Origin of the sequence: Agromyces sp. H66, assembly GCF_004959775.1 — a bacterium.
Classification (GTDB): domain Bacteria; phylum Actinomycetota; class Actinomycetes; order Actinomycetales; family Microbacteriaceae; genus Agromyces.
This window is the reverse complement of record NZ_SJZG01000002.1, coordinates 94,428-119,572: the sequence shown is the minus strand read 5'-3', so window position 1 is coordinate 119,572 and position 25,145 is coordinate 94,428. Positions and strand designations below refer to the sequence as shown.

Sequence of the window (25,145 nt, the reverse complement as noted above, 5' to 3'; positions counted from 1 at the left end):
ACCGTGCAGTTCCCGCCCTCGGAAGGGCGGCGACTGCACGCTCGGGAACCGCGAGGAGCTCAGGAGAACCAGAGGGCGAGCTCCCGCTCGGCCGACTCGACGGAGTCCGAGCCGTGCACGAGGTTCTGCTGCACCTTGAGGCCCCAGTCGCGCCCGAAATCGCCGCGGATGGTGCCGGGCGCCGCGGTCGTCGGGTCCGTCGTGCCCGCGAGCACGCGGAACCCCTCGATGACGCGGTTGCCCGCGACCCGCATCGCGACGGTCGGTCCGGACTGCATGAACTCGATGAGCGGCTCGTAGAACGGCTTGCCCTCGTGCTCGGCGTAGTGGTTCGCGAGAAGTTCGCGGTCGGCCTGGACCATGCGGAGGTCGACGAGCGAGTAGCCCTTGGCCTCGATGCGCCGGAGGATCTCGCCGGTCAGGTTGCGCGCGACCCCGTCGGGCTTCACGAGCACGAGGGTCTCCTCGATGTCGGTGGTCATTCCTGTTCCTTCCCCGGATCGGCGATCGCCGTCCTGTCTCGGTCGATGCGGGCGCCCGCGATCATGCCGTACCACCACATGCCGCCGAAGATCGCGCCCACGATGAACATCGCCGGATTCAGGAATCCGGCGGCGATGATGAGCACCTGCAGCACCCATCCCAGCACGAAGCCCCACGAGAACCGCAGCAGGCCGATCGTGCCGATGAGGCCGACGATGAGCACACCGCCCGCGGCGAGGGCGACCCACGGCGGCAGGTCGAACGTGCTGTTCTCGGTGGGCGCGAGGCCCCAGATGACGAGCGCGGCGAGGAACACCACGATGACCTCGAATCCGAGCAGCATGGTGCCGAGGGTCTGGCGCGCCGAGCGCGCCGGCCGTGCGGGGCGGGGCGGGCCGGCCGCCGGCTCGGGGACCGGCTGCGGGTCGGTGTCGCTCACGCTCGCCCCCAACCCCGATCGGCGGCGATGGCCATCGCCTCGCCGACGAGCACGACCGAGCCCGTGACCACGACGGCGCGCTTCGGCGCCTCGGCGGCCCAGGCGCGGGCCTCGTCGAGCGCGTCGTCGAGTCGCTCCGCCACGTGCACGCCGTCGGTGCCGACCCTGGCGGCCACGAGCGCCGCGAGCTCAGACACCTCGCGGGCACGCTCGGAGTCGGGTCTCGTCACGATGAACGACGCGTTCGCGCGGGCGAGCACATCGACGATGCCGGTGGCGTCCTTGTCGCCGAGCACGCCCAGCACGATCATGACCTCGTCGAAGTCGAAGTACTCGTCGAGCGCCGCGACGAGGGCGGCCGCACCGTGCGGATTGTGCGCGGCGTCGACGATCACCACCGGATCGGCCGCGATCGCCTGCATTCGGCCGGGCGAGGTCGCGGCGGCGAGTCCGCCCTCGACGACCTCGTCGGCCAGCCGCACCGCGCCGCCGCCGATGAACGCCTCGACGGCCGCGATCGCGACCGCGGCGTTCTCGGCCTGGTGGCGGCCGAAGAACGGCAACGGCACGTCGCGGTACTCCCCCGCCAGGCCGCGCACCGACACGAGCTGACCGCCCACGGCGACGCGCGACTCGAGCACGTCGAAGGCGTCGCCCTCGACGGCGAGGCTCGACTCGGTGAGCTCGGCGGCCTCCTCGAGCACCGCGAGGGCCGCGTCGGGCTGCCTGGCCGTGATGACGGCGGCCGTGGGCTTGATGATGCCCGACTTGGTGCGGGCGATCTCGGTGATGGTCGAGCCGAGGCGCGCCTGGTGGTCGAGGTCGATGGGCGTGAACACCGCGACCTGCCCGTCGGCGACGTTGGTGGAATCCCATTCCCCGCCCATGCCGACCTCGAGCACCGCGACATCGACGGGGGCGTCGGCGAAGCAGGCGAAGGCGAGCACCGTCAGCACCTCGAAGAACGTGAGCGGCTCCTCGCCGGCCCCCTCGAGCTCCGCGTCGACGATCGCGATGAACGGGAGGATCTCGTCCCAGTTGCGCGCGACGGCCTCATCCGAGATGGGTTCGCCGTCGATGCGGATGCGCTCGGTGAACCGCTCGAGGTGCGGACTCGTGAGCAGTCCGGTGCGCAGGCCCGACGCCCGGAGCATGGCCTCGATCATGCGACTCGTCGAGGTCTTGCCGTTCGTGCCCGTGATGTGGATCACGGGCGCCGCGCGGTGCGGGTCGCCGAGGAGCTCGACCGCCCGCCGGGTCGGCGCGAGTCGCGGCCGCGGCGATCCCTCGCCGACGCGCGCGATCAGCTCCTCGTACACGGCGTCGGCCGCGTCGCGCGCCTCCGCGTCGTCGTAGTCGTCGGCGTCCGTCACAGCTTCTCCAGGTCCACGAGGAGCGACGAGCCGTCGCCGACGGGGCGGGCCGCGGCCGCACCCGAGACGTCGACGCTCGTCGCGATGTCGAGTTCTTCCGCGAGGGTCTCGCGGGAGATGAGCACATGGTGGGCGGATGCCGCGGCCGCACCCTCGGCATCGAGCGTGAGCGCCAGCCGGATGCGGTCGCCCACCTCGAGTCCCGCGGCCTTGCGGGCGTCCTGCACGGCGCGGACCACGTCGCGCGCGAGGCCCTCGGCCTCGAGCTCGGGCGTGGTCGCCGTGTCGAGGATCACGAAGCCGCCGTCGCGCAGCAGGCCGAGCGCACGCGAGCCGTCGCCGGAGCCGCCGGCCTCGAGCACGAGGTCGTACTCCCCCGGCACGAGTGCGATGCCGCCCGCGACGACGGCGTCGCCGTCGAGCGTCCAGTCGCCCGCCCGCGCGGCCCGGATGGCCTGCTGCACGCCCTTCCCCAGGCGGGGACCCGCGGCGCGCGCGTTCACGCTGAGCCGCTTCGTGACGCCATAGGCCGCGGCGCTCGATTCGTCGAGCTCGACGAGGTCGACCGACTTCACGTTGAGCTCGTCACGGAGGATCGCGTCGAAGGGGCGCAGTGTCGCGGCATCCGTCGTCACGACCGTGAGGTTGGCGAGCGGCAGGCGCACCCGGCGTCCGGCCTGCTTGCGCAGCGCGAGCGTGGCGCCGCTGATCTCGCGCACGGCGTCCATCGCGGCGACCAGCGCATCGTCGGCCGGGAACTCCGCGGCATCCGGCCAATCGGCCAGGTGCACGCTGCGGCCGCCGGTGAGCCCGCGCCAGATCTTCTCGGTGACGAGCGGCAGCAGCGGAGCGGCGAGGCGCGTGAGCGTCTCGAGCACCGTGAACAGCGTGTCGAAGGCCTCGGTGCCCGAGCCGTCGTCGCCGACGCCGGTCCAGAAGCGCTCGCGCGAGCGGCGCACGTACCAGTTGGTGAGCACGTCGCCGAAGTCGCGGAGCTTCTGCGCCGCGAGCGGCGAGTCGAAGTCGTCGAGGTCGGCGGTGACGGCGGTCACGAGGTCGCGGAGCTTCGCGAGCAGGTACCGGTCGAGCACGTCGGTCGAATCGGTGCGCCGGGTCGCCTCGTAGCCGCCCGGGCGCGCCGTGTTGGCGTAGAGCGAGAAGAAGTACCACGTGCTCCACAGCGGCAGCATGAGCTGCCGTACGCCCTCGCGGATGCCCTCCTCGGTGACGATGAGGTTGCCGCCGCGCAGCACCGAGCTCGACATGAGGAACCAGCGCATCGCGTCGGACCCGTCGCGGTCGAACACCTCGGAGACGTCGGGGTAGTTGCGCAGCGACTTCGACATCTTCTGCCCGTCGCTGCCGAGCACGATGCCGTGGCTCACGACGTTCTTGAACGCCGGCCGGTCGAACAGCGCCGTCGACAGCACGTGCAGCGTGTAGAACCATCCGCGCGTCTGCCCGATGTACTCGACGATGAAGTCGGCCGGGTTGTGCGAGTCGAACCACTCCTGGTTCTCGAACGGGTAGTGCACCTGCGCGAACGGCATCGAGCCCGAGTCGAACCACACGTCGAGCACGTCGGGGATGCGCCGCATGGTGCTGCGACCGGTGGGGTCGTCGGGGTTCGGTCGGGTGAGCTCGTCGATGAACGGGCGGTGCAGGTCGGGTTCGCCGTGCGCGTTGCGCGGCAGCCGGCCGAAGTCGCGCTCGAGCTCCTCGAGCGAACCGTAGACGTCGATGCGCGGATACGCGGGGTCGTCGCTCTTCCACACCGGGATCGGCGAGCCCCAGTACCGGTTGCGGCTGATCGACCAGTCGCGCGCGCCCGCGACCCACTTGCCGAACTGCCCGTCCTTGACGTTGTCGGGCACCCAGTTGATCTCCTGGTTGAGCTCGCCCATCCGGTCGCGGAACTCGGGCACCCGGATGAACCAGCTCGACACCGCCCGGTAGATGAGCGGGTTCCGGCATCGCCAGCAGTGCGGGTACGAGTGCACGTAGCTCGCCTCGCGCAGCAGCCGGCCCTCGGCCTTCAGCACGTTGATGAGCGGACGGTTCGCGTCGCTCCAGAGCAGGCCCGCGACATCCGTCACCTCGGGCAGGAACCGGCCACCCTCGTCGAGCGAGATGATCACGGGGATGCCGGCCGCCTCGCCGACCCGCTGGTCCTCCTCGCCATAGGCGGGCGCCTGGTGCACGATGCCCGTGCCGTCGTCGGTGGTGACGTAGTCGGCGACCAGGACCTGCCAGGCGTTCTGCAGCCCGTGGTGCTCGACGTCGGCGTAGTAGTCGAAGAGCCGGTCGTAGGTGACGCCCTCGAGCTCCGCGCCGCGCAGCGTGCGCGAGACGGCCGCACGCGCGTCGTCGGCCGATTCGTAGCCGAGCTCCTTCGCATAGCCGCCCACGAGGTCGCGGGCGAGCAGGTACTCGGCGCCGAGCACCTCGGTGTCGGATGCCCCGTCGCCGGCCTTCTCCCGCAGCACGGTCGCGTCGGGCGTGCCGTTGGGGCCGGCCGGGACGACCGCGTACTCGATGTCGGGACCGACCGCGAGCGCGAAGTTCGTCGGCAGGGTCCACGGCGTCGTCGTCCATGCGAGCGCGCGCACGGCCGTGAGCCCGAGCGATTCGGCCTTGGCCCCGACGAGCGGGAAGGTGACCGTGACGGTCTGGTCCTGCACGTTCTTGTAGACGTCGTCGTCCATGCGCAGCTCGTGGTTCGAGAGCGGCGTCTGGTCGCGCCAGCAGTACGGCAGCACGCGGTAGCCCTCGTAGGCGAGGCCCTTGTCGTGCAGCGTCTTGAACGCCCAGATCACCGACTCCATGAAGGTGAGGTCGAGCGTCTTGTAGTCGTGGGCGAAGTCGACCCAGCGCGCCTGCCGGGTGACGTACTCCTCCCATTCCTTCGTGTACCGGAGCACGGCGTCGCGCGCGGCCTGGTTGAAGGCCGCGATGCCCATCTCCTCGATCTGGCTCTTGTCGGTGATGCCCAGCTGCCGCTCGGCCTCGAGTTCGGCGGGCAGGCCGTGCGTGTCCCAGCCGAAGCGGCGGTGCACCTGGTGGCCGCGCATGGTCTGGAAGCGCGGGAAGAGGTCCTTCGCATAACCGGTGAGGAGGTGCCCGTAGTGCGGCAGGCCGTTGGCGAACGGCGGGCCGTCGTAGAACACCCACTCGGGGGCACCCTCGCGCTGGTCGATCGACGCCTGGAAGGTGTCGTCCTGCTTCCAGAAGGCGAGCACGTCGCGCTCGACGGCCGGGAAGTCGGGTGACGGGGCGACGCCGTGGTCGTCGGGGGTGCGCGGGTACACGCTCGCTCCTTGCGGGACGGATGCCTCTGCGAGGACGCCGGCCGCTCGTCGAGCTCCGCCGCGGTACCACCTCGCTTGCGAATCGGGCCCTTCGACGGGCTCAGGGACCGATTCGCCGCTCTTGCTCGGGCTGTGACGGGCCTGCCCCGTTCGGTTCTACTGACGAACGGATGCCTCGTGACATCCGTTCGCGTTCTTCCGAAGACTCCCCGGTGATGGCCGGATCGACGTCGTTGCCCTCCAGACTACCGCGTCGGCCCGGTGCGGAGCACCCCCGGAGCCGACGGCGCCGATCGATAGGCCTCGCTGACGAGGGCGAGCAGGGCGCTCTCGGGCAGATCGTGCAGCTTCGCCTCGTCGACGAGGTCGTGGACGGCGCCCGCGAGCGCGGCATGCCCGCCGATGCGGGTCGCGACCACGGCGCCGCGGCCCCGGTGCAGCTCGATGAGGCCCTCGTCGCGGAGCAGCCGGTAGCCGCGCAGCACGGTGTGCAGGTTCACGCCGAGGCCCTCGGCCAGCCGACGGGCGGCCGGGAGGCGTTCGCCGCCGATCACGCGGCCGTCGATGATCGCGGACCGCACGGCGCCGGCGAGCTGCTCGAACAGCGGTGTCGGAAGGGTCGGGTCGATGCGGATGCGCACGCATTGAGTTTATTGTTCTATCGATAGTCGAACAAGTCGGTTGTCGCCCCCTCCGGCCGGTGACAGGATGAATCGGGCTCCGACGACGCACCCCAGTCCACCTCTCCCCTCCCACAAGGATCTCGATGCCCACTGCAACCGTGACCACTCGCCGCCCCTGGCGGCGAATCGCCCTCCCCGCCATCGCGCTCGTATCGGCCGTCACCCTCGTCGGGTGCCAGGCAGCCGAGCCCGACGAGGCATCCGGTGACCCGGTCGAGGGCGGCACGCTCGTCTACGCGAGCGGAGACGCCGAACCGACCTGTCTCGACCCGCACGTCGGGGGGAACTACCCGCAGGCCCTCCTCGCGGGGCAGTTCCTCGAGTCGCTCGTCTCGCGCGACGCATCGGGCGAGATCATTCCGTGGCTCGCCGAGTCGTGGGAGCCCTCGGACGACGGACTCGCGTGGGAGTTCACGCTGCGCGAGGGCGTGACGTTCACCGACGGCACCCCCTTCGACGCGGAGGCCGTCGCGGTCAACGTGGAGCACCTGAAGGACCCGGCGACGCAGTCGTCCACCGGCTACCTCGCGATGGGCAAGGTCGACCGCGTGGAGGCGGTGGACGAGCGCACCGCCCGTTTCGTGCTGACCGCTCCCGACAGTGCGCTGCTCGAGTCGCTCAGCCAGCCGTGGACCGCCATGCAGTCGCCCGCGGGCATCGCCCGCGGCATGGAGGAGAACTGCGAGGCACCGGTCGGCACCGGCCCGTTCATCGTGGACGAGTGGGTCAAGCAGGACCATGTCACCCTCGTGCGGAACGACGACTACAGCTCGCCGCCCGCCGACTCCGGCCACGACGGCCCCGCCTACCTCGAGGCGATCGAATGGCGGTTCGTGCCCGATTCCGCGTCGCGGTACGCGGCGCTCCAGGGCGGGCAGGTCGATGTCATCGACAACCCGCAGCCCGACACCATCGCCGCCGCCGAGGGCGACGACGCGTTCACCTGGATCGACGCGCCCCGGCCCGGCGCCGCGAACCGCATCGAGTTGAACTCGGGCCAGACGCCCTTCGACGACGAGCGGGTGCGCGAGGCCTTCATCCGAGCGGTCGAGGTGAACGACGGCATCGACGCCCTCTTCTTCGGCACCGCGGAGCGCTCGTACTCGGCCCTGTCCTCGGCCGAGCAGCTCGCCTACTCCGACGAGGCGCTCTTCGATCCCGACCTCGACGCGGCGAACGCGCTCCTCGACGAGGCCGGCTGGACCGCGCGCGACGCCGACGGCACCCGCATGAAGGAGGGCGTCCGCCTCACGCTGCGCTTCCCCGTCAGCACCAACCAGTCGATCCCGGCCGAGCAGTCGCTCTTCGAGCAGGTGCAGGCGACCGCGAAGCAGGCGGGGTTCGACGTCGTGATCGAGCTGCTCGACCTGTCGAGCTGGTACGGCGCGCTGTTCGCGCACGAGTACGAGATCGTGAGCGCTCCCTACACGAAGGTCGGCCCCGACGTGCTGCGCATCCTGTACCACTCCGACAGCATCACGCCGGCTCCGAGCGGCTACTTCGCGAACCTCGCGCAGCTCGACGACCCCGAGGTCGACGCCCTCCTGACCGAGGCCGCATCGACGAGCGATGAGGCGGCGCGGGCCGACCTGTACCGGCAGGCGCAGGAGCGCATCCTCGGCGGGTACTACCTGCTCCCGCTCTACGACCAGCAGAACAGCTTCCTGCTGGACGCCCGGGTCGAGGGTGCGCGCGCGATGCCGACCGTCTCGACCCCGACGTTCTATGACGCCTGGCTCGCCGGCTGACCCGCGGCGGCGACGCGGCGGCATCCTGCGCCGCGTCGCCGTGCTGGCCGCCGGAGCGGTCTTCGTCATGTGGGCGGTCGCGACGCTGACCTTCTTCGCGATCCGGCTCATCCCGGGCGACCCTGCGCAGGCGATCCTCGGCGGGCCGGGCTCGCAGGCCTCCCAGGAGGCACTCGACCAGGTTCGCCGGGACTACGGACTCGACCGGCCGCTGTTCGTGCAGTACCTCGCCATGCTCGCGCGCCTCGTCACGGGCGACCTCGGAACCTCGTATGCGCTCAGGACGCCGGTCGCCGACCTGCTCGGCGGTCAGCTCGGCGGCACGATGCTGCTGGCCGTGCTCGCACTCCTCGTCGCATGGGTCCTCGCGCTCGGCCTCTCCCTCTGGTCGACCGGCCGCGGGCGCGTGGCCGGCGCCGTCGGCGAGGGCGTCGAGCTCGCCGCGGCCGCCCTCCCGCACTTCTGGCTTGCCGCCGTGCTCATCGCGATCTTCAGCACGGGCCTCGGCTGGTTCCCGCCCGTCGCGACGGGCACGGCGGCGGGCCTCGTGCTGCCGGTGGCCACCCTGGCGATCCCGCTCGCGGGATTCCTCGCCCAGGTCATGCGCGAGAGCCTCCTCGACGCGATGCAGCAGCCGTTCGTGGTCTCGGCGCGCGCCCGCGGCGAGAGTACGACCGGCATCCGCCTCCGGCACACGATCCGGCACGCCTCGCTGCCGGCGATCAGCCTCTCGGGCTGGGCGCTGGGCTGGCTGCTGTCGGGTGCGGTCGTGGTCGAGACGATCTTCGCGATGCCGGGGCTCGGCCGCACGCTGCTGAAGGCCGTCACCCTGCGCGACGTGCCGGTGGTGACCGGCGTCGTGCTCCTGGTCGCGCTCGTCTACGTGATCATGACGGTCGTGACGGATGTCGCGTCCCGCCTCGCCGACCCCAGGCTGCGGCAGGAGGGCGCCCGATGAGCGAACTCGAACTGCGGCAGACGACGGTCGAGGCATCCGCCGAGCACCTCGAGCCGCGCCGGCGACGGATGCCGCGTGCCGGCACCGTGCTCGCCGTCGCCTTCGTCGCGTTCCTGGCCGTCGCCACCGTCGCGCCGTCGCTCGTCTGGACCCAGGATCCGAACCGGATCGCCGCCGCGGACGCCTTCGAGTCGCCGTCGCTCGCGCACTGGTTCGGAACCGACGAGTCGGGCCGCGACGTCTACAGCCGAGTCATCGCCGGCACCGCGACGTCGCTCCTCATCGGCGTCTCGGCGACCCTCATCGGCCTCGCCCTCGGGCTCGTGCTCGGCGTGCTGGCGAGTTTCGGCGGCCGAGCCCTCGACTTCGGGGTCGGCCGGGTGATCGAGGTGCTCTTCGCGTTCCCCGGACTCCTGCTGGCGCTCCTCGTCATCGTGGTCGCCGGCCCCGGACCGGTGACGGCGACGATCGCGGTCGGGCTGTCGACGGCGCCCGGCTATGCGCGCATCATCCGCGGGCAGCTCGTCGGCATCCGCTCCTCGCACTACGTCGAGGCCGCCCGGGTGCTGGGCCACTCCCCCGGTCGCATCCTCGCGCGCCACCTGCTGCCCAATGCGCTCGTACCCCTCTTCGTGCTGGCGACGCTGGGCGTCGGACAGGCGATCGTGTGGGCGGCGGCGCTCAGCTACCTCGGCCTCGGCGCGCAGCCGCCCGCCGCGGAATGGGGGGCGATGCTCGCGGCCGGCCGCACGTACCTGGCGACCGCGCCGTGGCTCACCGTGTTCCCGGGGCTCATGATCGTGGGCACCACGATCGCGACGACCATGCTCGGCCGGGCGCTCACGCGCCGCGGGAGGGAGGGACGTTGAGCGACCGGATGCCGCTCCTCGACATCGCCGGGCTTCGCGTCGCCTTCGGCGACCACGAGGTCGTGCACGGCGTCTCCCTCCGGATCGATGCCGGTGAGTGCGTCGCGATCGTCGGCGAGTCGGGCTCGGGCAAGAGCGTCACCGCACGTGCGCTCCTCGGCATGGCCGGCGCCGGCGCTCGAACGCGCTCCGATCGGCTCCAGGTGCTCGGCAGGGAGCTCGGTGATGCGAGTGAGCGCATCTGGCGCGACGTGCGCGGCCGCCGGGTCGGCCTCATCCTCCAGGACGCGCTCGTGTCGCTCGATCCGCTGCGCCCGATCGGCCGCGAGATCGACGACCCGCTGCGCATCCACGAGCGGATGCCGCCCGCCGCGCGTCGCGCCCGCGTCCTCGAACTGCTCGCCCGAGTCGGCATGCCGGATCCCGAGTTCGCGGCCGGTCGGCGCTCCGGCGAACTGTCGGGCGGGCTCCGCCAACGCGCGCTGATCGCGTCGGCGCTCGCCCTCGATCCACCGCTCGTCATCGCGGACGAGCCCACGACGGCACTCGACGTGAGCGTGCAGGCGCGGATCCTGTCGCTGCTCGGCGAGATCCGCAAGGCCGGCACGGGCATCCTGCTCATCAGCCATGATCTCGCCGTCGTCAGCCGACTCGCCGACCGGATCCTCGTGATGCGTCGCGGCGAGGTGATCGAGGAGGGCGCCGCCGACGACGTGCTTGGGTCGCCGCGCGAGCCCTACACCCGGGCGCTCATCGCCGCGGTGCCCACGGACCGGCCGCGTGGCACCGCGCTGGCCGTCGCCAGGTCCGCCCCGGTCGCCATCCCGGAGTCACCGCCGGCCGTGGTGCCCACCGGCTCCGACGCACCCGAGCGACCGCCGCTCCTCCGGTTCGACCGCGTCGCGAAGGGCTTCAGCGTGCCCGGCGGTCGCCTCCTCGCCGTCGACGACGTATCGCTCGAGCTGCGCCCCGGCGAGACCCTCGGCCTCGTGGGCGAGTCGGGGTCGGGCAAGACGACGGTGGCGCGGCTCGCCCTCGGTCTCACCGACCCCGACTCCGGCGTGGTACTACTCGACGGCGAGGCGTGGTCGAGCCGTCCCGAACGCGAACGCCGCCCGATGCGCCGGCGGATCGGTGCGATCTACCAGGATGCGCTCAGCTCGTTCGACCCGCGATGGAGCGTCGGACGCATCCTCGCCGACGCGGCATCGGTCGGCGCGCGCGGGACCGGCCGGCCCGCCCCGCGCGTCGAGGATCTGCTCGACCAGGTGGGACTCGTGGCATCCGTCGCCGGGCGCCGCCCGCTGAACCTGTCGGGCGGCCAGCGCCAGCGCGTCGCGATCGCGCGCGCACTCGCCGCGGAGCCCGACGTGCTCATCTGCGACGAACCCGTCTCGGCTCTCGACGTGACGATCCAGGCGCAGATCCTCGACCTGCTCGACCGGCTGCAGCGCCGACGCGGCCTGGCGATGCTGTTCATCTCGCACGATCTCGGCGTCGTACGACACATGAGCGACCACGTCGCGGTGATGCGCTCGGGGCGCATCGTCGAGTCGGGCGGGACCGAGGCGGTCTTCGCCGAGCCGAGGCATCCGTACACCGCCCAGCTCGTCGCCGACGCGCCGCGCCTGACGCCATGACGTTGCGGGTGAGTCCGCCCCCCGGAACGGGCATTGCCCACCGAACCGCGACGCCACTAGCATCAGGGCGACCCAGGGAGGCGCCATGAGCGAGGATGACGCGACACGACCGGTTCCGCGAGAGCCCGCGACCGAGCGGATCGGCACGCCGGCCGCCGCCGCACCCGGCGGGGAGGCGCCCCCCGCCGAGGAGCGCCGGATGAACTGGCTGTGGGCCGTCATCGGCGTGCTCGCGTTCGCCGTGGTGGTGCTGCTCGTCCTGCTCTTCCTCCGACCCGGCCCGACGCCCGCCGGCGACGCGACCGCGACGCCGACCCCGAGCGCGACGCCGAGTGCGACGCCGACCCCGCCCCCGGCCGAGCCGACGCCCGAGCCCACCACGGAGCCCGCGCCGCCGCCGGCCACCGGGCCGGTCTTCACCTCGTTCACCGCCGAGCCGGCGACGGCCGACTGCTCGGGCGGCGCGGCATCCGTCCCCCTCGTGTTCAGCTGGTCGAGCGAGGACGCGACCGAGGCCTGGATCGGCGTCGGCACCACGGACGCGCAGGCCGCCCCGTACGAGACCGTGCCGACGTCGGCGTCGGGCTACTCGAACCTCGCGTTCCAGTGCTCGGAGGAGAGCCAGGTCTACACGGTCACGATCAGCGGGCCGACGGGCGTCACGCACCACTCCGTGACGATCGTGCGGGGCTGAGGCCGATGGGCGACCGCCGGCTCCCGGGTCGATGCGCGCTCGCCGCGCGCTCGGGAACGCAGTCCGGTCCGGTATTCTGGAGCGTCGCATACTCAGGCACCTCATCACGGACTCGGTGCCGCACATATCGAACCGGAGCATCATGACCGACAACGCCCGCATCCCCGACAAGCCCGCGCTCGAGGGCCTCGAAGCCAAGTGGGGCGGTGTCTGGGAGGCTGACGGCACCTACCGGTTCGATCGCGAGGAGGCCACTCGCGAGTCGATCTACTCGATCGACACCCCGCCGCCCACCGCCTCGGGATCGCTGCACATCGGCCACGTCTTCTCCTACACGCACACCGACCTCATGGCGCGATACCAGCGCATGCGCGGCCGGCACGTGTTCTACCCGATGGGCTGGGACGACAACGGCCTGCCCACCGAACGCCGCGTGCAGAACTACTACGGTGTGCGCTGCGACCCCTCGCTGCCCTACGAACCCGACTTCGTGCCGCCGCTCGAGGGCGCCGAGGGCAAGAGCGTCCGGGCCGCCGACCAGGCGCCCATCAGCCGCCGCAACTTCATCGAGCTCTGCGAGAAGCTGACGGTGGAGGACGAGCAGCACTTCGAGGCGCTGTGGCGCTCGCTCGGGCTCTCGGTCGATTGGACGCAGACCTATCGCACCATCGCCGACGAGGCGATCTTCACCTCGCAGCTCGCGTTCATCCGCAACGTCGAGCGCGGCGAGGCCTACCAGGCGCTCGCCCCGACCCTGTGGGACGTGACGTTCCGCACCGCCGTGGCCCAGGCAGAGCTGGAGGACCGGGAACAGCCCGGCCACTACCACCGCGTGACCTTCCACCGCGCCGACGGCGGCACCGTCGAGATCGAGACGAGCCGCCCCGAGCTCATCCCCGCCTGCGTCGCGCTCGTCGCGCACCCCGACGACGAGCGATACCAGCCCTTGTTCGGCACGACCGTGACGACGCCGGTGTTCGGCGTCGAGGTGCCGGTCGTGGCGCACCACCTGGCGCAGAAGGACAAGGGCACGGGCATCGCCATGATCTGCACGTTCGGCGACGTGACCGACGTGGTGTGGTGGCGCGAGCTCGACCTGCCGAACCGCGCGATCATCGGGTTCGACGGCCGCATCATCGCCGAGGCACCCGAGGCCATCACCTCCGAGACCGGCCGCGCCGCGTTCGCCGAGCTCGCGGGCAAGACGGCGTACTCGGCGAAGCAGGCGGTGGTCGAGCAGCTGCGTGCGTCGGGCGACCTCCTCGGCGACCCGAAGCCCATCACGCACCCGGTGAAGTTCTTCGAGAAGGGCGACCGGCCCCTCGAGATCGTCTCCACGCGACAGTGGTACATCGTGAACGGCGCGCGCGACGAGGCGTTGAAGGCGAACCTCCTCGAACGCGGTCGCGAGATCGACTGGCATCCCGAGTTCATGCGCGTCCGCTACGACAACTGGGTGGGCGGCCTCTCGGGTGACTGGCTGGTCTCCCGCCAACGGTTCTTCGGCGTCCCGATCCCGGTGTGGTACCGGCTCGACGGCGACGGCAACCCGCTGTTCGACGAGCCCATCGTGGCCACGCGCGACCTGCTGCCCGTCGACCCCTCCTCGGCGCCGGCGCCCGGCTACGACGAGTCGCAGCGCGGCGCGCCCGGCGGCTTCATCGGCGAGCACGACGTCATGGACACGTGGGCGACCTCGTCGCTCACGCCGCAGCTCGCCGGCGGCTGGGAGCGGGATCCCGAGCTGTTCGACCTCGTGTTCCCGTACGCGCTCCGCCCGCAGGGACAGGACATCATCCGCACGTGGCTGTTCTCGACCACCCTGCGCGCCCAACTCGAGCACGGCGTCGCACCGTGGGCGAACGCCGCGATCTCGGGCTTCATCGTCGACCCCGACCGCAAGAAGATGTCGAAGTCGAAGGGCAACGTCGTGACGCCGGCGGGCCTGCTCGAGCAGCACGGCTCCGACGCGGTGCGATATTGGGCGGCATCCTCGCGGCTCGGCACTGACGCGGCCTTCGACCCGCAGAACCCGACGCAGGTGAAGATCGGCCGGCGCCTGGCGATCAAGGTGCTGAACGCCGCGAAGTTCATCCTCGGCTTCGAGGGGCGGTCGGATGCCCCGGTCACCGTGCCCGTCGACCGAAGCATGCTGGCCGGGCTCGCCGACGTCGTGGCGAGCGCCACCCGCGCGTACGAGGGCTACGACCACGCCCGCGCGCTCGAGGTCACCGAGACGTTCTTCTGGACGTTCTGCGACGACTATCTCGAACTGGTCAAGGAGCGCGCCTACGGCGAGCCGAGCCCCGAGCAGGCCTCGGCGGTCGCCGCCCTGAAGACCGCGCTCGGGGTGCTGCTGCGCCTCTTCGCGCCCGTGATCCCGTTCGCGACCGAGGAGGCGTGGCGCTGGTCGCACGACGAGTCGGTGCACGTGGCCGAGTGGCCGACACTCGACGAGCTCGACGCCCGCGGCGAGGCCGGCGTGGAGCTGCTCGAGCTCACGAGCCTCGCCCTCACCGGCATCCGACGCGCGAAGACCGACGCGAAGGCATCGCAGAAGACCCCCGTGGTGAGCGCCGTGATCGCCGCCCCCGCCGCGGCGATCGCGCTGCTGCGATCCGCGGAGTCCGACCTGCGCGCGGTCGGGCGCATCGCCGGGCTCGACTTCACCGAGGCCGACGTGTTCGGGGTACGCGACATCATGCTCGAGGCACCGTGACGGGAGACGCGATGGCACACGAGATCCGCATGGCGGGCGACGACGATTTCTTCGGCTGGTTGCCCCTGTTCGCCGCATACTGCGAGTTCTACGAGACCGAACTCGACGACGCCAAGGCGCTGATCGTGTGGAACTGGATCCGCGACGAGAACGACCCGCTCGAGGCGGCCCTCGCGGTCGACGACGAGGGCACGCCCGTCGGTCTCGCCCAGTTCCGCGTCGTGCCCGACACGCTGCGCGCGACGCGCGGAGTCTTCCTCGACGACCTGTACGTGAACGAGCAGGCGCGCGGCGGCGGCGTCGGACGCGCCCTCATCGAGTTCGTGCACGCCCGATCGCTCGAGGTCGGTTCGGGCGGCGTGAGCTGGATCACGGCGGCCGACAATGCCGACGCCCAGCGCCTGTACGACACGCTCGCCCTCCGCACGGACTGGGTGATGTACGAGATGGGGGCCTGATGCGACTCGGCACGAGATGGGAGTTCGGCGCGGAGCCGCCGGCCTCCGTTCCCGCCGACCTGCGCCCGCGCATCGCGGCCGCCGAGGCGGCCCACCCCGGACCCGTGGCCGGCCGGCACTGGACGCTCACGTGGCTCGAGGGACGCCCGATCGTCGAACTCGACGACGGCACCCGCGTCAGCGACGCGATCGTCGACGCGCACGACGCCGACGAGGACTGGTGATCACGCCCGGGCGATGACCTCGCCATGCGGCATGAGCAGCCAGCCGTCTTCGTCGGCCGCCCAGTCGCGCCATGCGGCGGCGATCCGCTCGAGTTCGTCGGGGTTCGAGTGTCCCTGCTCGATGGCGTGGGCCGCGAACTGCGACTGCGTCGCCCGCTCGGCCCACGAACCGCCCCACCACTCGCGCTCGAGGTCCGAGGAGAACACCCAGGTGGAAGCCGTGGTCTCGATCCGGCCGTAGCCCGCCTCGCGCACCCAGCGCTTGAGGTGGCGGCCTGCGTCGGGCTCGCCCCCGTTGCCCTCGTGCACGTCGTGATAGAGCTCGAGCCAGCGTGCGAGGCCCGGTGAGGCCGGGCTCCAGATGACCCCGCCGTAGTCCACCTCGCGCACCGCCAGCAGGCCCCCGGGCTTCAGCACGCGCCGGAACTCGCGGAGCGCGTCGACCGGCCGCGCGAGGTGCTGCAGCACCTGGTGCGCATGGACGAGGTCGAAGGAACCGTCGTCGAACGGCAGCGCGTAGGCGTCGCCCACGCGGAACTCGACGTTGTCGACGCGTTCGCTCGCGGCGAGCCCCGCGGCCCGGGCCACGACGTCGTCGGCCGCATCGACGCCCGTCACGAGCCCTGGACGCACGCGGCGCGCGAGGTCGATCGTGATCGTGCCCGGTCCACTTCCGACGTCGAGCACGCGAAGGCCCTCGCGCAGGTGCGGCACGAGGTAGGCCGCCGAATTCTCCACCGTGCGCCACGAGTGGGCGCGAAGCACGCTCTCGTGGTGGCCGTGCGTGTACGCCTCGGCCGGCGCGATCTCGATGGCTTCGTCCTCGGGCTGCATACCTCCGAGCCTACGACCGCGGCGCGTGGGAGGCGGCATCCGCGTCACCCGCCGACGCCCTATCGTGGTCGGGTGACCGAACCATCCAACCCGTTCCTCGAGGCCAGCCCGCTCCCCTACCACCTGCCGCTGTTCGCGCTCGTTCGTCCGGAGCACTACCGGGAGGCGATCGAGGCGGGCATGGCCGAACAGCTCGCGGAGGTCGAGGCCATCGCCGCCGATCCGGCCGCCCCGACCTTCGACAACACGCTCGTCGCGCTCGAACGATCGGGGTCACTGCTCCGGCGTGTGCTGCCCGTGTTCGAGAACGCCAGCTCCTCCGACACGAACACGGCCATCGACGCCCTGGAAGCGGAACTCGCTCCGCGGCTCTCCGCCCACCGGGATGCGATCCGACTCGACCCGCGCCTCTTCGCCCGCATCGACGCGCTCCACTCGACGCGCGACAGCCTCGGGCTCGAGCCCGACCAGGCGTACCTCCTCGAACGCGTGCACCGCGAGGCCGTGCTGGCGGGTGCCGCGCTCGACGCCACGGACCGCGCGCGACTCACCAGGCTGGGCGAGCGGATCTCCGCGCTCGCGACCGCCTTCCAGCAGCACCTGCTCGCCGATACGAACGACCTCGCGCTGCACCTCACCGAGGAGGCCGAGCTCGCCGGGCTCGACGCCGGCGCACGCTCGGCCGCACGCGAGGCGGCCGCCGCGCGCGGCCTGCCCGGCTGGCTCATCACGCTGGTCCTGCCGACGGGACAGCCGGCCCTCGCCGCGCTCGAACGGCCAGACGTGCGCGACCGGCTCCTCGCCGCGTCTCGGGCACGCGGATGCCGCGGCGGCGCGCACGACACCCGCGCCACGCTCCTCGAGCTGGTGCACCTCCGCGCCGAACGCGCACGGCTCCTCGGCTTCGCCGACCATGCCTCGGCCGTGACGGCGGGCGAGACCGCCGGCTCACCCGACGCCGTCGCGGCCCTGCTCACCGAGCTCGTCGCGCCCGCCGTCCGCAACGTGGCGCGCGAGGAGGCGGAGCTCGCGGCGCGAGCGGCCCGGAGCGGCGCGCGCGCACCCGAGGCATCCGACTGGGCCTTCCTCGCCGAGCAGGTGCGTGCCGAGCGGCACGACCTCGACCTGCGCGACATCCGCCCGTACCTCGAGCTCGATCGCGTGCTCGTCGACGGGGTGTTCCGCGCGGCGACCCTGCTCTACGGTCTGCGCTTCGAGGAACGATCCGACCTCGTGGCCCATCACCCCGACGCACGCGTGTTCGAGGTGTTCGAGCACGACGGCGCGCCCGTGGGCCTCTACCTCTTCGACCCGTACACGCGCGATTCGAAGCGGGGCGGCGCGTGGATGAGCTCGCTCGTCGAGCAGTCCGAGCTCGACGGCACGCTGCCCGTGGTGGTGAACAACCTCAACGTGCCGAAGCCGGCCGCGGGCGAGGCGACGCTGCTCACGTTCGACGAGACCGAGACCCTCTTCCACGAGTTCGGCCACGCCCTGCACGGGCTCCTCGCCCGAGTGCGCTACCCGTCGCAGGCCGGCACCAACGTCTACCGCGACTTCGTCGAGTTCCCGAGCCAGGTCAACGAGCTGTGGATGCTGCGCCCCGAGATCCTCGACGGGTACGCGGTGCACCATGAGTCGGGCGAGCGGATGCCGCAGCACCTCGTCGACCGGCTCATCGCCGCCCGCGGCTTCAACGCCGGCTTCGGCACCGCCGAGTACCTCGCCGCAGCGCTGCTCGACCAGGCGTGGCACCGGATCACTCCCGACGACGAGGTCGCCGACGTCGCCGCGTTCGAGCGCGAAGCGCTCGCCGCCGCGGGGCTCGATCACCCGCTCGTGCCGCCGCGGTACTCGAGCACGTACTTCGCGCACGTGTTCGCGGGCGGATACGACGCGGGCTACTACTCGTACATCTGGAGCGAGGTGCCCGGAGCCGACGCCGTCGAATGGTTCGAGGAGCACGGTGGGGCGACCCGGGAGAACGGCGAGCGGTTCCGGCGCATGCTGCTCGAGCCCGGCGGGAGCGTCGACCCGCTCGAGGCGTACCGCGCCTTCCGCGGGCGCGATGCCGGCGTCGAGCCGCTGCTCCGAAGCCGCCGTCTGCTCGAGTGAGGAACGACCGATGCCCCGTGCGTCGGCACGGGGCATCGGGAGTCGTTCGGTCAGATCGCGAAGCCGAGGGCGCGCATCATGTCGCGGCCGTCGTCGGTGATGCGTTCCGGACCCCACGGCGGCATCCACACCCAGTTGATGCGGAACGCGTCGACGACGCCGTCGAGCGCCTCTGCGGTCTGTTCCTCGATGACGTCGGTGAGGGGGCATCCGGCGCTCGTGAGCGTCATGTGGATGACGAGCGCGTCGTTCTCGTCGTCCCAGCCGAGGTCGTAGATGAGCCCGAGATCGACGATGTTGACGCCGAGCTCGGGGTCCATCACGTCCTTGAGGGCTTCGGTGACCTGGTCGAAGCGCTCGGGAGCGAGTGAGGTGACCATGGCGTCAGTCTACTTCGCAACCGGCTCGAGGTAGCGGTCGTAGCCCTCTTCCTCGAGACGGTCGGCGAGCTCGGGACCGCCCTGCTCGGCGATCCTGCCCGCGACGAAGACGTGCACGAAATCGGGGTGGATGTAGCGCAGGATGCGAGTGTAGTGCGTGATCAGCAGGATGCCGAGGCCGGTGTTCTCCATGGCGCGATTCACGCCCTCGGAGACGATCTTCAGCGCGTCGACGTCGAGGCCGGAGTCGGTCTCGTCGAGCACCGCGAACCGCGGCTTCAGGAGCTCGAGCTGGAGGATCTCGTTGCGCTTCTTCTCGCCGCCCGAGAAGCCCTCGTTGACGTTGCGCTCGGCGAAGTTCGAGTCCATGCGGAGGTTCGACATCGACTGGCGCACGTCCTTCACCCACGTGCGAACCGAGGGCGCGGTGCCGTCGATGGCCGTCTTGGCCGTGCGCAGGAAGTTCGTGACGGTCACGCCGGGGATCTCGACCGGGTACTGCATCGCGAGGAAGAGGCCGGCGCGGGCGCGCTCGTCGACGGTCATGTCGAGCACGTTCTCGCCGTCGAGGAGGATCTCGCCCTCGACGACGGTGTACTTCGGGTGACCGGCGATCGTGTAGGCGAGCGTGGACTTGCCGGAGCCGTTGGGGCCCATGACGGCGTGGATCTCGCCCTCGTTGATGACCAGGTCGACGCCGCGCAGGATCTCGCGGGTCCCCTGGTCGGTCTCGACGTTGACGTGGAGGTTCTTGATCTCGAGTACGGACATGGTGGTGGGTGATCACTTTCGGTTGCCGGCCGTGCGCTGACCGGAGCGGATGATTCAGACGGCCAGCTTGACCGCGGGGTCGATGTGGACGTCGCCGTCCTTGAGCTCGACCTGGTAGACCGGGACGGGCTCATATGCGGGAAGCGTGAGCGGCTTGCCCGTCTTGAGCGAGAACTTGGAGCCGTGGGCCCAGCATTCGAGCGTGTCGTCCTCGACGAACCCCTCGGAGAGCGAGATGTCGCCGTGGGTGCAGGTGTCGCCGATGGCGAAGATCTCGCCGGCGGCGTCCTTCACGACCGCGATCGGCACGCCCTCGATCACGAAGCGGGCCGCCTCGTTCACGCCGAGGTCGTCGATCGCGCAGACACGTACGGATGCCACGTCAGCTCCCCTGCAGCTCGGCCTCGAGCGCGGCGTTCAGCCGCTCCTCGAGCTCGGGCGAGCCGATCTTCTGGATGATCTCGGTGAGGAATCCGCGGACGACGAGGCGGCGCGCCTCCCCCTCGGGGATGCCGCGGGCCATGAGGTAGAAGAGCTGCTCGTCGTCGAAGCGGCCGGTCGCGCTCGCGTGCCCGGCCCCCTCGATGTCGCCCGTCTCGATCTCGAGGTTCGGGACCGAGTCGGCTCGCGTACCGTCGGTGAGCACCAGGTTGCGGTTCTGCTCGTAGCTGTCGGTACCGACGGCCGAGTTGCCGATGAGCACGTCGCCGATCCAGACGGTACGGGCGCCCTCGCCCTGCAGCGCTCCCTTGTAGGTCACGCGCGAGCGGGTGTGCGGGGCGTCGTGGTGCACGAAGACCTGCTGCTCGAGGTGCTGCCCGGCGTCGGCGAAGTAGAGGCCGAGCGCCTCGACATCGGAGCCCTGCTCGGCGAGGTGCGTCGACGGATTGACGCGCACGACCTTGCCGCCGAGCGAGACGACGATGTGCTTGAGGAACGAGTCGCGCCCGAGTCGGGCGAAGTGGCTCGCGAGGTGCACGGCGTCGTCGTTCCACTCCTGCAGGGAGACGACGGTGAGCGATGCGCCCTCGCCGACGACGATCTCGACGTTCTCGCTGAGGCGCGCATCGCCGGTGCCGCGCAGCACGACGAGGCCGCGGCTGTTCGGCGCCGCCTCGATCACGGTGTGCGCGGCGCGCGGCGCGCGGCCGAGGCCGTGACGGCTGACGACGGCGGTCTTCTCGTCTTCCCCGGACACCGTGACGAGCAGCGCCTCGCCGAAGGAGCTCCACGCGTTGGCGGCGGCACGCTCCTCGGGGATTCCGGCACGGCCGATGCGGGCGTCGTCGCGACCGATCCACGAGATGTCGACGCCCGCGACATCCGCGGACTCGATCTCGATGCGGGAACCGTCGAGCTCACCCGAGGTGAGGTCGGCGAAGACCGCGACCGGCGAGTACTTCCACTCGTGTTCGCGGCCGTTCACCGGCTCGAAGTCGTCGACGTTCACGGAGCGGAACCGCTCCGATCGGGTCTGCACGGGCACGAAGGGCCCGTCGGAGTGGGGTCGGAAGCCGTGCTGCTCGGCTGTGGGCATGGCTGTGCTGGTCATCTGCGCGGTCATTCCTAGCCGACACTGCCTTCCATGCCCATCTCGATGAGCTTGTTGAGTTCCATCGCGTACTCCATCGGCAGCTCGCGCGCGATGGGTTCGATGAATCCGCGCACGATCATGGCCATGGCCTCGTCTTCGGGGATTCCGCGCGACATGAGGTAGAACAGCTGCTCCTCGCTCACCTTGGAGACGGTCGCCTCATGGCCGAGGTGCACGTCGTCGACCCGGATGTCGATCGCCGGATACGTGTCGGAGCGCGAGATGGTGTCGACGAGCAGCGCATCGCAGCGCACGGTGTTCGCCGAGTGGTGGGCGTTCGCGTCGACCCGCACCTCGCCGCGGTACCCGGCACGACCGCCGCCGCGGGCGATCGACTTCGAGACGATCGACGACTGGGTGTACGGCGCCATGTGGATCATCTTCGCGCCGGCGTCCTGATGCTGGCCCGGCCCCGCGAACGCGACCGAGAGGGTCTCGCCCTTGGCGTGCTCGCCCATGAGGAAGATCGACGGGTACTTCATCGTGACCTTCGAGCCGATGTTGCCGTCGATCCATTCCATGGTCGCGCCCTCGCCGGCGGTGGCCCGCTTGGTCACGAGGTTGTAGACGTTGTTCGACCAGTTCTGGATCGTCGTGTACCGCACGCGGGCGTTCTTCTTCACGATGATCTCGACGACGGCCGAGTGCAGCGAGTCGCTCTTGTAGATCGGGGCGGTGCAGCCCTCGATGTAGTGCACGTAGCTGCCCTCGTCGGCGATGATCAGCGTGCGCTCGAACTGGCCCATGTTCTCGGTGTTGATGCGGAAGTAGGCCTGCAGCGGGATGTCGACGTGCACGCCCGGCGGCACGTACACGAACGAGCCGCCCGACCAGACGGCCGTGTTCAGTGCGGCGAACTTGTTGTCACCGGCCGGGATCACCGTGCCGAAGTACTCCTCGAAGAACTCGGGATGCTCCTTCAGCGCCGTGTCGGTGTCCATGAAGATGACACCCTTGCGCTCGAGTTCCTCGTTGATCTGGTGGTAGACGACCTCGGACTCGTACTGGGCGGCCACGCCCGCGACGAGGCGCTGCCGCTCGGCCTCGGGGATGCCGAGGCGCTCGTAGGTGTTCTTGATGTCGTCGGGCAGGTCCTCCCACGTCTGGGCCTGCCGCTCGGTCGAGCGGACGAAGTACTTGATGTTGTCGAAGTCGATCTCGGAGAGGTCTGCGCCCCACGTCGGCATGGGCTTGCGCTCGAAGAGCTGCAGCGCGCGCTGGCGGCGCTGGAGCATCCATTCGGGTTCTTCCTTCAGCCTCGAGATGTCGGCGACCACCTCGGGAGAGATGCCGCGCCTCGCAGATGCGCCGGCGACATCGGAGTCGGCCCAGCCGAACTCGTAGGTGCCGAGCCCTTCCAGCTCTGGGCGGTCGATCAGTACGTCCGTCATGCTCTTCCTCTTCCCTCCCGTGCGACCGGCTATCAGTCCGGCTCATTCCCCTCGCGAGTCGAGGTGCTCGGTGAGTGGGCGATGATGTGCGGGTGGCTCCAGTGCGAACCTAAGATGGCTGGGAACCCGCATCGCGCACGACGCGCGCCTCGCGGAATCGCCAACCCATCAAGTCTATAGGGTCGAACCGACGCCCGGGCCGTACTCCCAGTGCCGTCACAGTCCGACCCGGATCAGGACCGACGAGCGTGAATCGCTTCACCGAGTGGCTGCCCGACCGCATCGATCGCCGCGTGCGGGTCGTCGCGTGGCTCTCCTTCATCGCGCAGACGACCATCATCGCCACCGGCGGCGCCGTGCGGCTCACCGGCTCCGGACTCGGATGCCCCACCTGGCCCACCTGCACGGCCGACTCGCTCGTGCCGACCGACGAACTCAGCTACCACTCGCTGATCGAGTTCGGGAACCGGCTCATGACCGGCGTCGTCGGGATCGTGGCGCTGCTGCTCGTCGTGTTCGTGTGGCGGCTGCGCGTCGAGCAGCGCGACCTGTACGTCCTCTCGCTCGTCGTCCTCGGCGGCGTCGTGGCCCAGGCGATCGTCGGTGGCGTCACGGTCTGGACGGGGCTGAACCCGTACATCGTGGGCTTCCACTACGTCTCGTCGCTCCTGCTGGTCTGCGTCGCCGCCGCCTTCATCGTGCGCATGGACGCCGAGCCGGGTCCGCGCGAACCGGCGGTGCCCGGTTGGTATGCGGGTCTCACCCACGCCACCTCGGCGGTGCTCGCGCTCACGATCGTGTTCGGTATCCTCACCACCGGCTCCGGGCCGCACTCGGGCGACGCGAACGCCGGCCGCAGCGGCTTCGACTCCGAGCTGCTCGAGCACGTGCATGCGTGGCCCGGCTACGCGCTGTTCGCGCTCACCCTCGTGCTGCTCGTCGCCGCATGGCGGCAGCAGCTCCCCACGCTCAGGTGGGTCGTCGTGCTCCTCGCCGTCGTGGTCGTTCAGATCGCCGTCGGCCTGTACCAGGCCCGCAACGGCCTGCCCCCGCTCGCGGTCGGGGTGCACATGGTGCTCGCGGCGCTGATGGCCGCGACGATGACCGTGGTCGTGCTGGGACTCAAGCGGCCGGCCGGCGCCGGCGTGTCGGCCGACGGCACCGCAGTGGCGGCATCCGCTCGCTGACCTCGCACTGCCGCTGACCTCGCATTGCTCGATCAGCTCGTGCAGGAGAAGGGGCCCCATCCCCGCACCACGCGCGACATGGGTCCTGATCTCCTGCACCAGCCGAGCGGCTGGGCTAGAACGGCAGGAGCGGGTCGACGCCGATCGCGAGGAACAGGAGCGAGAGGTACACGATCGAGCCGTGGAACACGCGCATCGGCGAGACCTGCTCGTGCCGGATGGCGAGATTGTAGAGGCGGTGCGTCTCGTAGATGAACCACGCGCCCGTGACGAACGCGATGGTCGAGTACACGAGACCCATGCCCGCGACGGGGATGAGCAGGAGCGACGACGCGACGGTCGCCCAGGCGTAGAGGATCACCTGCAGCCCGACCTGGGCGCGACCGCGAACGACCGCGAGCATGGGCACGCCGGCGGCCGCGTAGTCGTCGCGGTACTTCATCGACAGCGGCCAGTAGTGCGGCGGCGTCCACAGGAAGATGATCAGGAAGAGGATGAAGGGCGTCCAGGTGAGGCTCTCGGTGACGGCCGCCCATCCGATGAGCACCGGCATGCAGCCGGCGATGCCGCCCCAGACGATGTTCTGGGCGGTGCGACGCTTGAGGATGAGGCTGTAGAAGACGACGTACAGCAGGATCGCGACGAGCGAGAGCAGGGCGGCGAGCCAGTTCGTGAAGACCCAGAGCCAGACGATGGATGCCGCGCCGAGGCCGTAGGCGAAGACGATCGCCTCGCGGTCGGTGAGCTCGCCGGTGACGAGCGGACGTCCCTGCGTGCGCTTCATCACGCGGTCGATGTCACGGTCGATGTAGCAGTTGAACGCCCCGGCGGAACCGGCGCTCATCGCACCGCCGATGAGGGTGGCGACGAGCAGCCAGAGGTCGGGCAGTCCGTCCTGGGCGAGGATCATCGTGGGCGCGGTGACCACGAGCAGCAGCTCGATGACCCGAGGCTTCGTGAGGGCCAGGTAGGCGGACAGCTTGCGCCGGACCGTCATGGGCGGTCGCGACTCGCGGATGTGTAGGGCTGTCTGCATCGTTCCTCTTCCGGGCGCGGGCACGTTCGGGCCAGACTCCGCGCGACCCCACACGATTCTAGGACATGGCCGCGCGGACGACGATCGGAATGCGTTTTCCGCCTCACATCCCGCGGACTCGCATGTGAGTCACAGCCCGTCATAGAGTGCCCCTGCATCCATATACTTGAGGAATGCGCGCCCGGCTCCACGGGTTCGACCAACCGGGCGGTTCGCGAACGCGTGCCCCGGCGAATCCGCC

Annotated in this window: 22 protein-coding genes; 10 read left to right on the top strand and 12 right to left on the bottom strand. The window is 70.7% G+C overall.

Annotated features, from left to right (window positions below; genetic code table 11):
- Positions 1-59: 59 nt before the first annotated feature.
- From ndk to EZM51_RS03770, 5 genes are all read right to left on the bottom strand, one after another.
- Complete coding sequence (ndk, locus tag EZM51_RS03790; RefSeq protein WP_136706924.1) at positions 60-482, bottom strand: nucleoside-diphosphate kinase; 423 nt, start codon at positions 480-482, stop codon at positions 60-62.
- Positions 479-922 carry a DUF4233 domain-containing protein gene (locus EZM51_RS03785; RefSeq protein WP_248305450.1) on the bottom strand — a complete coding sequence of 148 codons (444 nt, stop codon included), beginning with the start codon at positions 920-922 and terminating at the stop codon, positions 479-481. The genes ndk and EZM51_RS03785 overlap by 4 nt, the downstream gene beginning before the upstream one ends.
- Complete coding sequence (locus EZM51_RS03780; protein ID WP_136706923.1) at positions 919-2,295, bottom strand: folylpolyglutamate synthase/dihydrofolate synthase family protein; 1,377 nt, start codon at positions 2,293-2,295, stop codon at positions 919-921. The genes EZM51_RS03785 and EZM51_RS03780 overlap by 4 nt, the downstream gene beginning before the upstream one ends.
- Entirely contained in the window at positions 2,292-5,603 is a 3,312-nt protein-coding gene (gene ileS / locus EZM51_RS03775; RefSeq protein ID WP_136706922.1) for an isoleucine--tRNA ligase, read from the bottom strand. Before ileS ends, EZM51_RS03780 begins: the two co-directional genes overlap by 4 nt.
- 245 nt (positions 5,604-5,848) lie before the next feature.
- Complete coding sequence (locus tag EZM51_RS03770) at positions 5,849-6,244, bottom strand: GntR family transcriptional regulator (protein WP_136706921.1); 396 nt, start codon at positions 6,242-6,244, stop codon at positions 5,849-5,851.
- A 125-nt stretch (positions 6,245-6,369) separates the two neighbouring features.
- Between EZM51_RS03770 and EZM51_RS03765 the strand changes: the two genes are divergently transcribed.
- The 8 genes from EZM51_RS03765 (at position 6,370) to EZM51_RS03730 (ending at position 15,596) form a co-directional block, all read left to right on the top strand.
- Positions 6,370-8,034, top strand: a complete 1,665-nt coding sequence (locus EZM51_RS03765; RefSeq protein WP_136706920.1) for an ABC transporter substrate-binding protein — start codon at positions 6,370-6,372, stop codon at positions 8,032-8,034.
- A complete protein-coding gene (locus EZM51_RS03760) occupies positions 8,012-8,992 on the top strand; it encodes an ABC transporter permease (RefSeq protein ID WP_136706919.1) in 981 nt (326 codons plus the stop codon). Before EZM51_RS03765 ends, EZM51_RS03760 begins: the two co-directional genes overlap by 23 nt.
- The gene (locus EZM51_RS03755) at positions 8,989-9,861 is read left to right on the top strand and encodes an ABC transporter permease (RefSeq protein WP_136706918.1); all 873 of its coding nucleotides are present in this window, start codon (positions 8,989-8,991) and stop codon (positions 9,859-9,861) included. The genes EZM51_RS03760 and EZM51_RS03755 overlap by 4 nt, the downstream gene beginning before the upstream one ends.
- Complete coding sequence (locus tag EZM51_RS03750) at positions 9,858-11,501, top strand: ABC transporter ATP-binding protein (RefSeq protein WP_169053781.1); 1,644 nt, start codon at positions 9,858-9,860, stop codon at positions 11,499-11,501. The genes EZM51_RS03755 and EZM51_RS03750 overlap by 4 nt, the downstream gene beginning before the upstream one ends.
- A gap of 85 nt (positions 11,502-11,586) precedes the next feature.
- A complete protein-coding gene (locus tag EZM51_RS03745; protein WP_136706917.1) occupies positions 11,587-12,195 on the top strand; it encodes a hypothetical protein in 609 nt (202 codons plus the stop codon).
- A 142-nt stretch (positions 12,196-12,337) separates the two neighbouring features.
- Positions 12,338-14,914 (top strand): valine--tRNA ligase, encoded by a 2,577-nt coding sequence (gene valS / locus EZM51_RS03740; protein ID WP_136706916.1) that lies wholly within the window; start codon positions 12,338-12,340, stop codon positions 14,912-14,914.
- A gap of 11 nt (positions 14,915-14,925) precedes the next feature.
- Positions 14,926-15,372 (top strand): GNAT family N-acetyltransferase, encoded by a 447-nt coding sequence (locus tag EZM51_RS03735; protein WP_136706915.1) that lies wholly within the window; start codon positions 14,926-14,928, stop codon positions 15,370-15,372.
- Positions 15,372-15,596: a hypothetical protein gene (locus EZM51_RS03730; protein ID WP_136706914.1), complete on the top strand. Its 225-nt coding sequence runs from the start codon at positions 15,372-15,374 to the stop codon at positions 15,594-15,596. Before EZM51_RS03735 ends, EZM51_RS03730 begins: the two co-directional genes overlap by 1 nt.
- Here EZM51_RS03730 and EZM51_RS03725 read toward each other — a convergent pair whose 3' ends face one another.
- A complete protein-coding gene (locus tag EZM51_RS03725) occupies positions 15,597-16,430 on the bottom strand; it encodes a methyltransferase domain-containing protein (RefSeq protein WP_136706913.1) in 834 nt (277 codons plus the stop codon).
- A 72-nt stretch (positions 16,431-16,502) separates the two neighbouring features.
- Between EZM51_RS03725 and EZM51_RS03720 the strand changes: the two genes are divergently transcribed.
- Entirely contained in the window at positions 16,503-18,545 is a 2,043-nt protein-coding gene (locus EZM51_RS03720) for a M3 family metallopeptidase (RefSeq protein WP_136706912.1), read from the top strand.
- A gap of 50 nt (positions 18,546-18,595) precedes the next feature.
- Here the strand turns inward: EZM51_RS03720 and EZM51_RS03715 are convergent, their stop codons facing one another.
- Genes EZM51_RS03715 through sufB form a run of 5 tightly spaced genes read right to left on the bottom strand, consistent with a single transcriptional unit; the run spans position 18,596 to position 22,681 of the window.
- Complete coding sequence (locus EZM51_RS03715; RefSeq protein ID WP_136706911.1) at positions 18,596-18,925, bottom strand: metal-sulfur cluster assembly factor; 330 nt, start codon at positions 18,923-18,925, stop codon at positions 18,596-18,598.
- A gap of 9 nt (positions 18,926-18,934) precedes the next feature.
- Positions 18,935-19,696, bottom strand: a complete 762-nt coding sequence (sufC, locus tag EZM51_RS03710) for a Fe-S cluster assembly ATPase SufC (protein WP_136706910.1) — start codon at positions 19,694-19,696, stop codon at positions 18,935-18,937.
- 54 nt (positions 19,697-19,750) lie between these two features.
- Positions 19,751-20,077 (bottom strand): non-heme iron oxygenase ferredoxin subunit, encoded by a 327-nt coding sequence (locus EZM51_RS03705; protein ID WP_136706909.1) that lies wholly within the window; start codon positions 20,075-20,077, stop codon positions 19,751-19,753.
- Between the two features lies 1 nt (position 20,078).
- Positions 20,079-21,233: a Fe-S cluster assembly protein SufD gene (gene sufD, locus EZM51_RS03700; protein WP_248305486.1), complete on the bottom strand. Its 1,155-nt coding sequence runs from the start codon at positions 21,231-21,233 to the stop codon at positions 20,079-20,081.
- Positions 21,234-21,262: 29 nt separating this feature from the next.
- Positions 21,263-22,681, bottom strand: a complete 1,419-nt coding sequence (sufB, locus tag EZM51_RS03695) for a Fe-S cluster assembly protein SufB (protein WP_136706907.1) — start codon at positions 22,679-22,681, stop codon at positions 21,263-21,265.
- A gap of 248 nt (positions 22,682-22,929) precedes the next feature.
- On the opposite strand from sufB, the gene EZM51_RS03690 reads away from it, so the two are divergent.
- Entirely contained in the window at positions 22,930-23,868 is a 939-nt protein-coding gene (locus EZM51_RS03690) for a COX15/CtaA family protein (protein ID WP_248305449.1), read from the top strand.
- Between the two features lie 115 nt (positions 23,869-23,983).
- On the opposite strand, the gene EZM51_RS03685 is transcribed toward EZM51_RS03690, so the two are convergent.
- Positions 23,984-24,904, bottom strand: a complete 921-nt coding sequence (locus EZM51_RS03685) for a heme o synthase (RefSeq protein WP_136706906.1) — start codon at positions 24,902-24,904, stop codon at positions 23,984-23,986.
- Positions 24,905-25,145: the final 241 nt, after the last annotated feature.

Coding starts and splice junctions, on each gene's coding strand:
- ndk (WP_136706924.1), bottom strand. CDS start 482: ATGACCACCGACATCGAGGAGACCCTCGTGCTCGTGAAGCCCGACGGG.
- EZM51_RS03765 (WP_136706920.1), top strand. CDS start 6,370: ATGCCCACTGCAACCGTGACCACTCGCCGCCCCTGGCGGCGAATCGCC.
- EZM51_RS03760 (WP_136706919.1), top strand. CDS start 8,012: ATGACGCCTGGCTCGCCGGCTGACCCGCGGCGGCGACGCGGCGGCATC.
- EZM51_RS03755 (WP_136706918.1), top strand. CDS start 8,989: ATGAGCGAACTCGAACTGCGGCAGACGACGGTCGAGGCATCCGCCGAG.
- EZM51_RS03745 (WP_136706917.1), top strand. CDS start 11,587: ATGAGCGAGGATGACGCGACACGACCGGTTCCGCGAGAGCCCGCGACC.
- valS (WP_136706916.1), top strand. CDS start 12,338: ATGACCGACAACGCCCGCATCCCCGACAAGCCCGCGCTCGAGGGCCTC.
- EZM51_RS03735 (WP_136706915.1), top strand. CDS start 14,926: ATGGCACACGAGATCCGCATGGCGGGCGACGACGATTTCTTCGGCTGG.
- EZM51_RS03730 (WP_136706914.1), top strand. CDS start 15,372: ATGCGACTCGGCACGAGATGGGAGTTCGGCGCGGAGCCGCCGGCCTCC.
- EZM51_RS03725 (WP_136706913.1), bottom strand. CDS start 16,430: ATGCAGCCCGAGGACGAAGCCATCGAGATCGCGCCGGCCGAGGCGTAC.
- EZM51_RS03715 (WP_136706911.1), bottom strand. CDS start 18,925: ATGGTCACCTCACTCGCTCCCGAGCGCTTCGACCAGGTCACCGAAGCC.
- sufC (WP_136706910.1), bottom strand. CDS start 19,696: ATGTCCGTACTCGAGATCAAGAACCTCCACGTCAACGTCGAGACCGAC.
- sufD (WP_248305486.1), bottom strand. CDS start 21,233: ATGCCCACAGCCGAGCAGCACGGCTTCCGACCCCACTCCGACGGGCCC.
- sufB (WP_136706907.1), bottom strand. CDS start 22,681: ATGACGGACGTACTGATCGACCGCCCAGAGCTGGAAGGGCTCGGCACC.
- EZM51_RS03685 (WP_136706906.1), bottom strand. CDS start 24,904: ATGCAGACAGCCCTACACATCCGCGAGTCGCGACCGCCCATGACGGTC.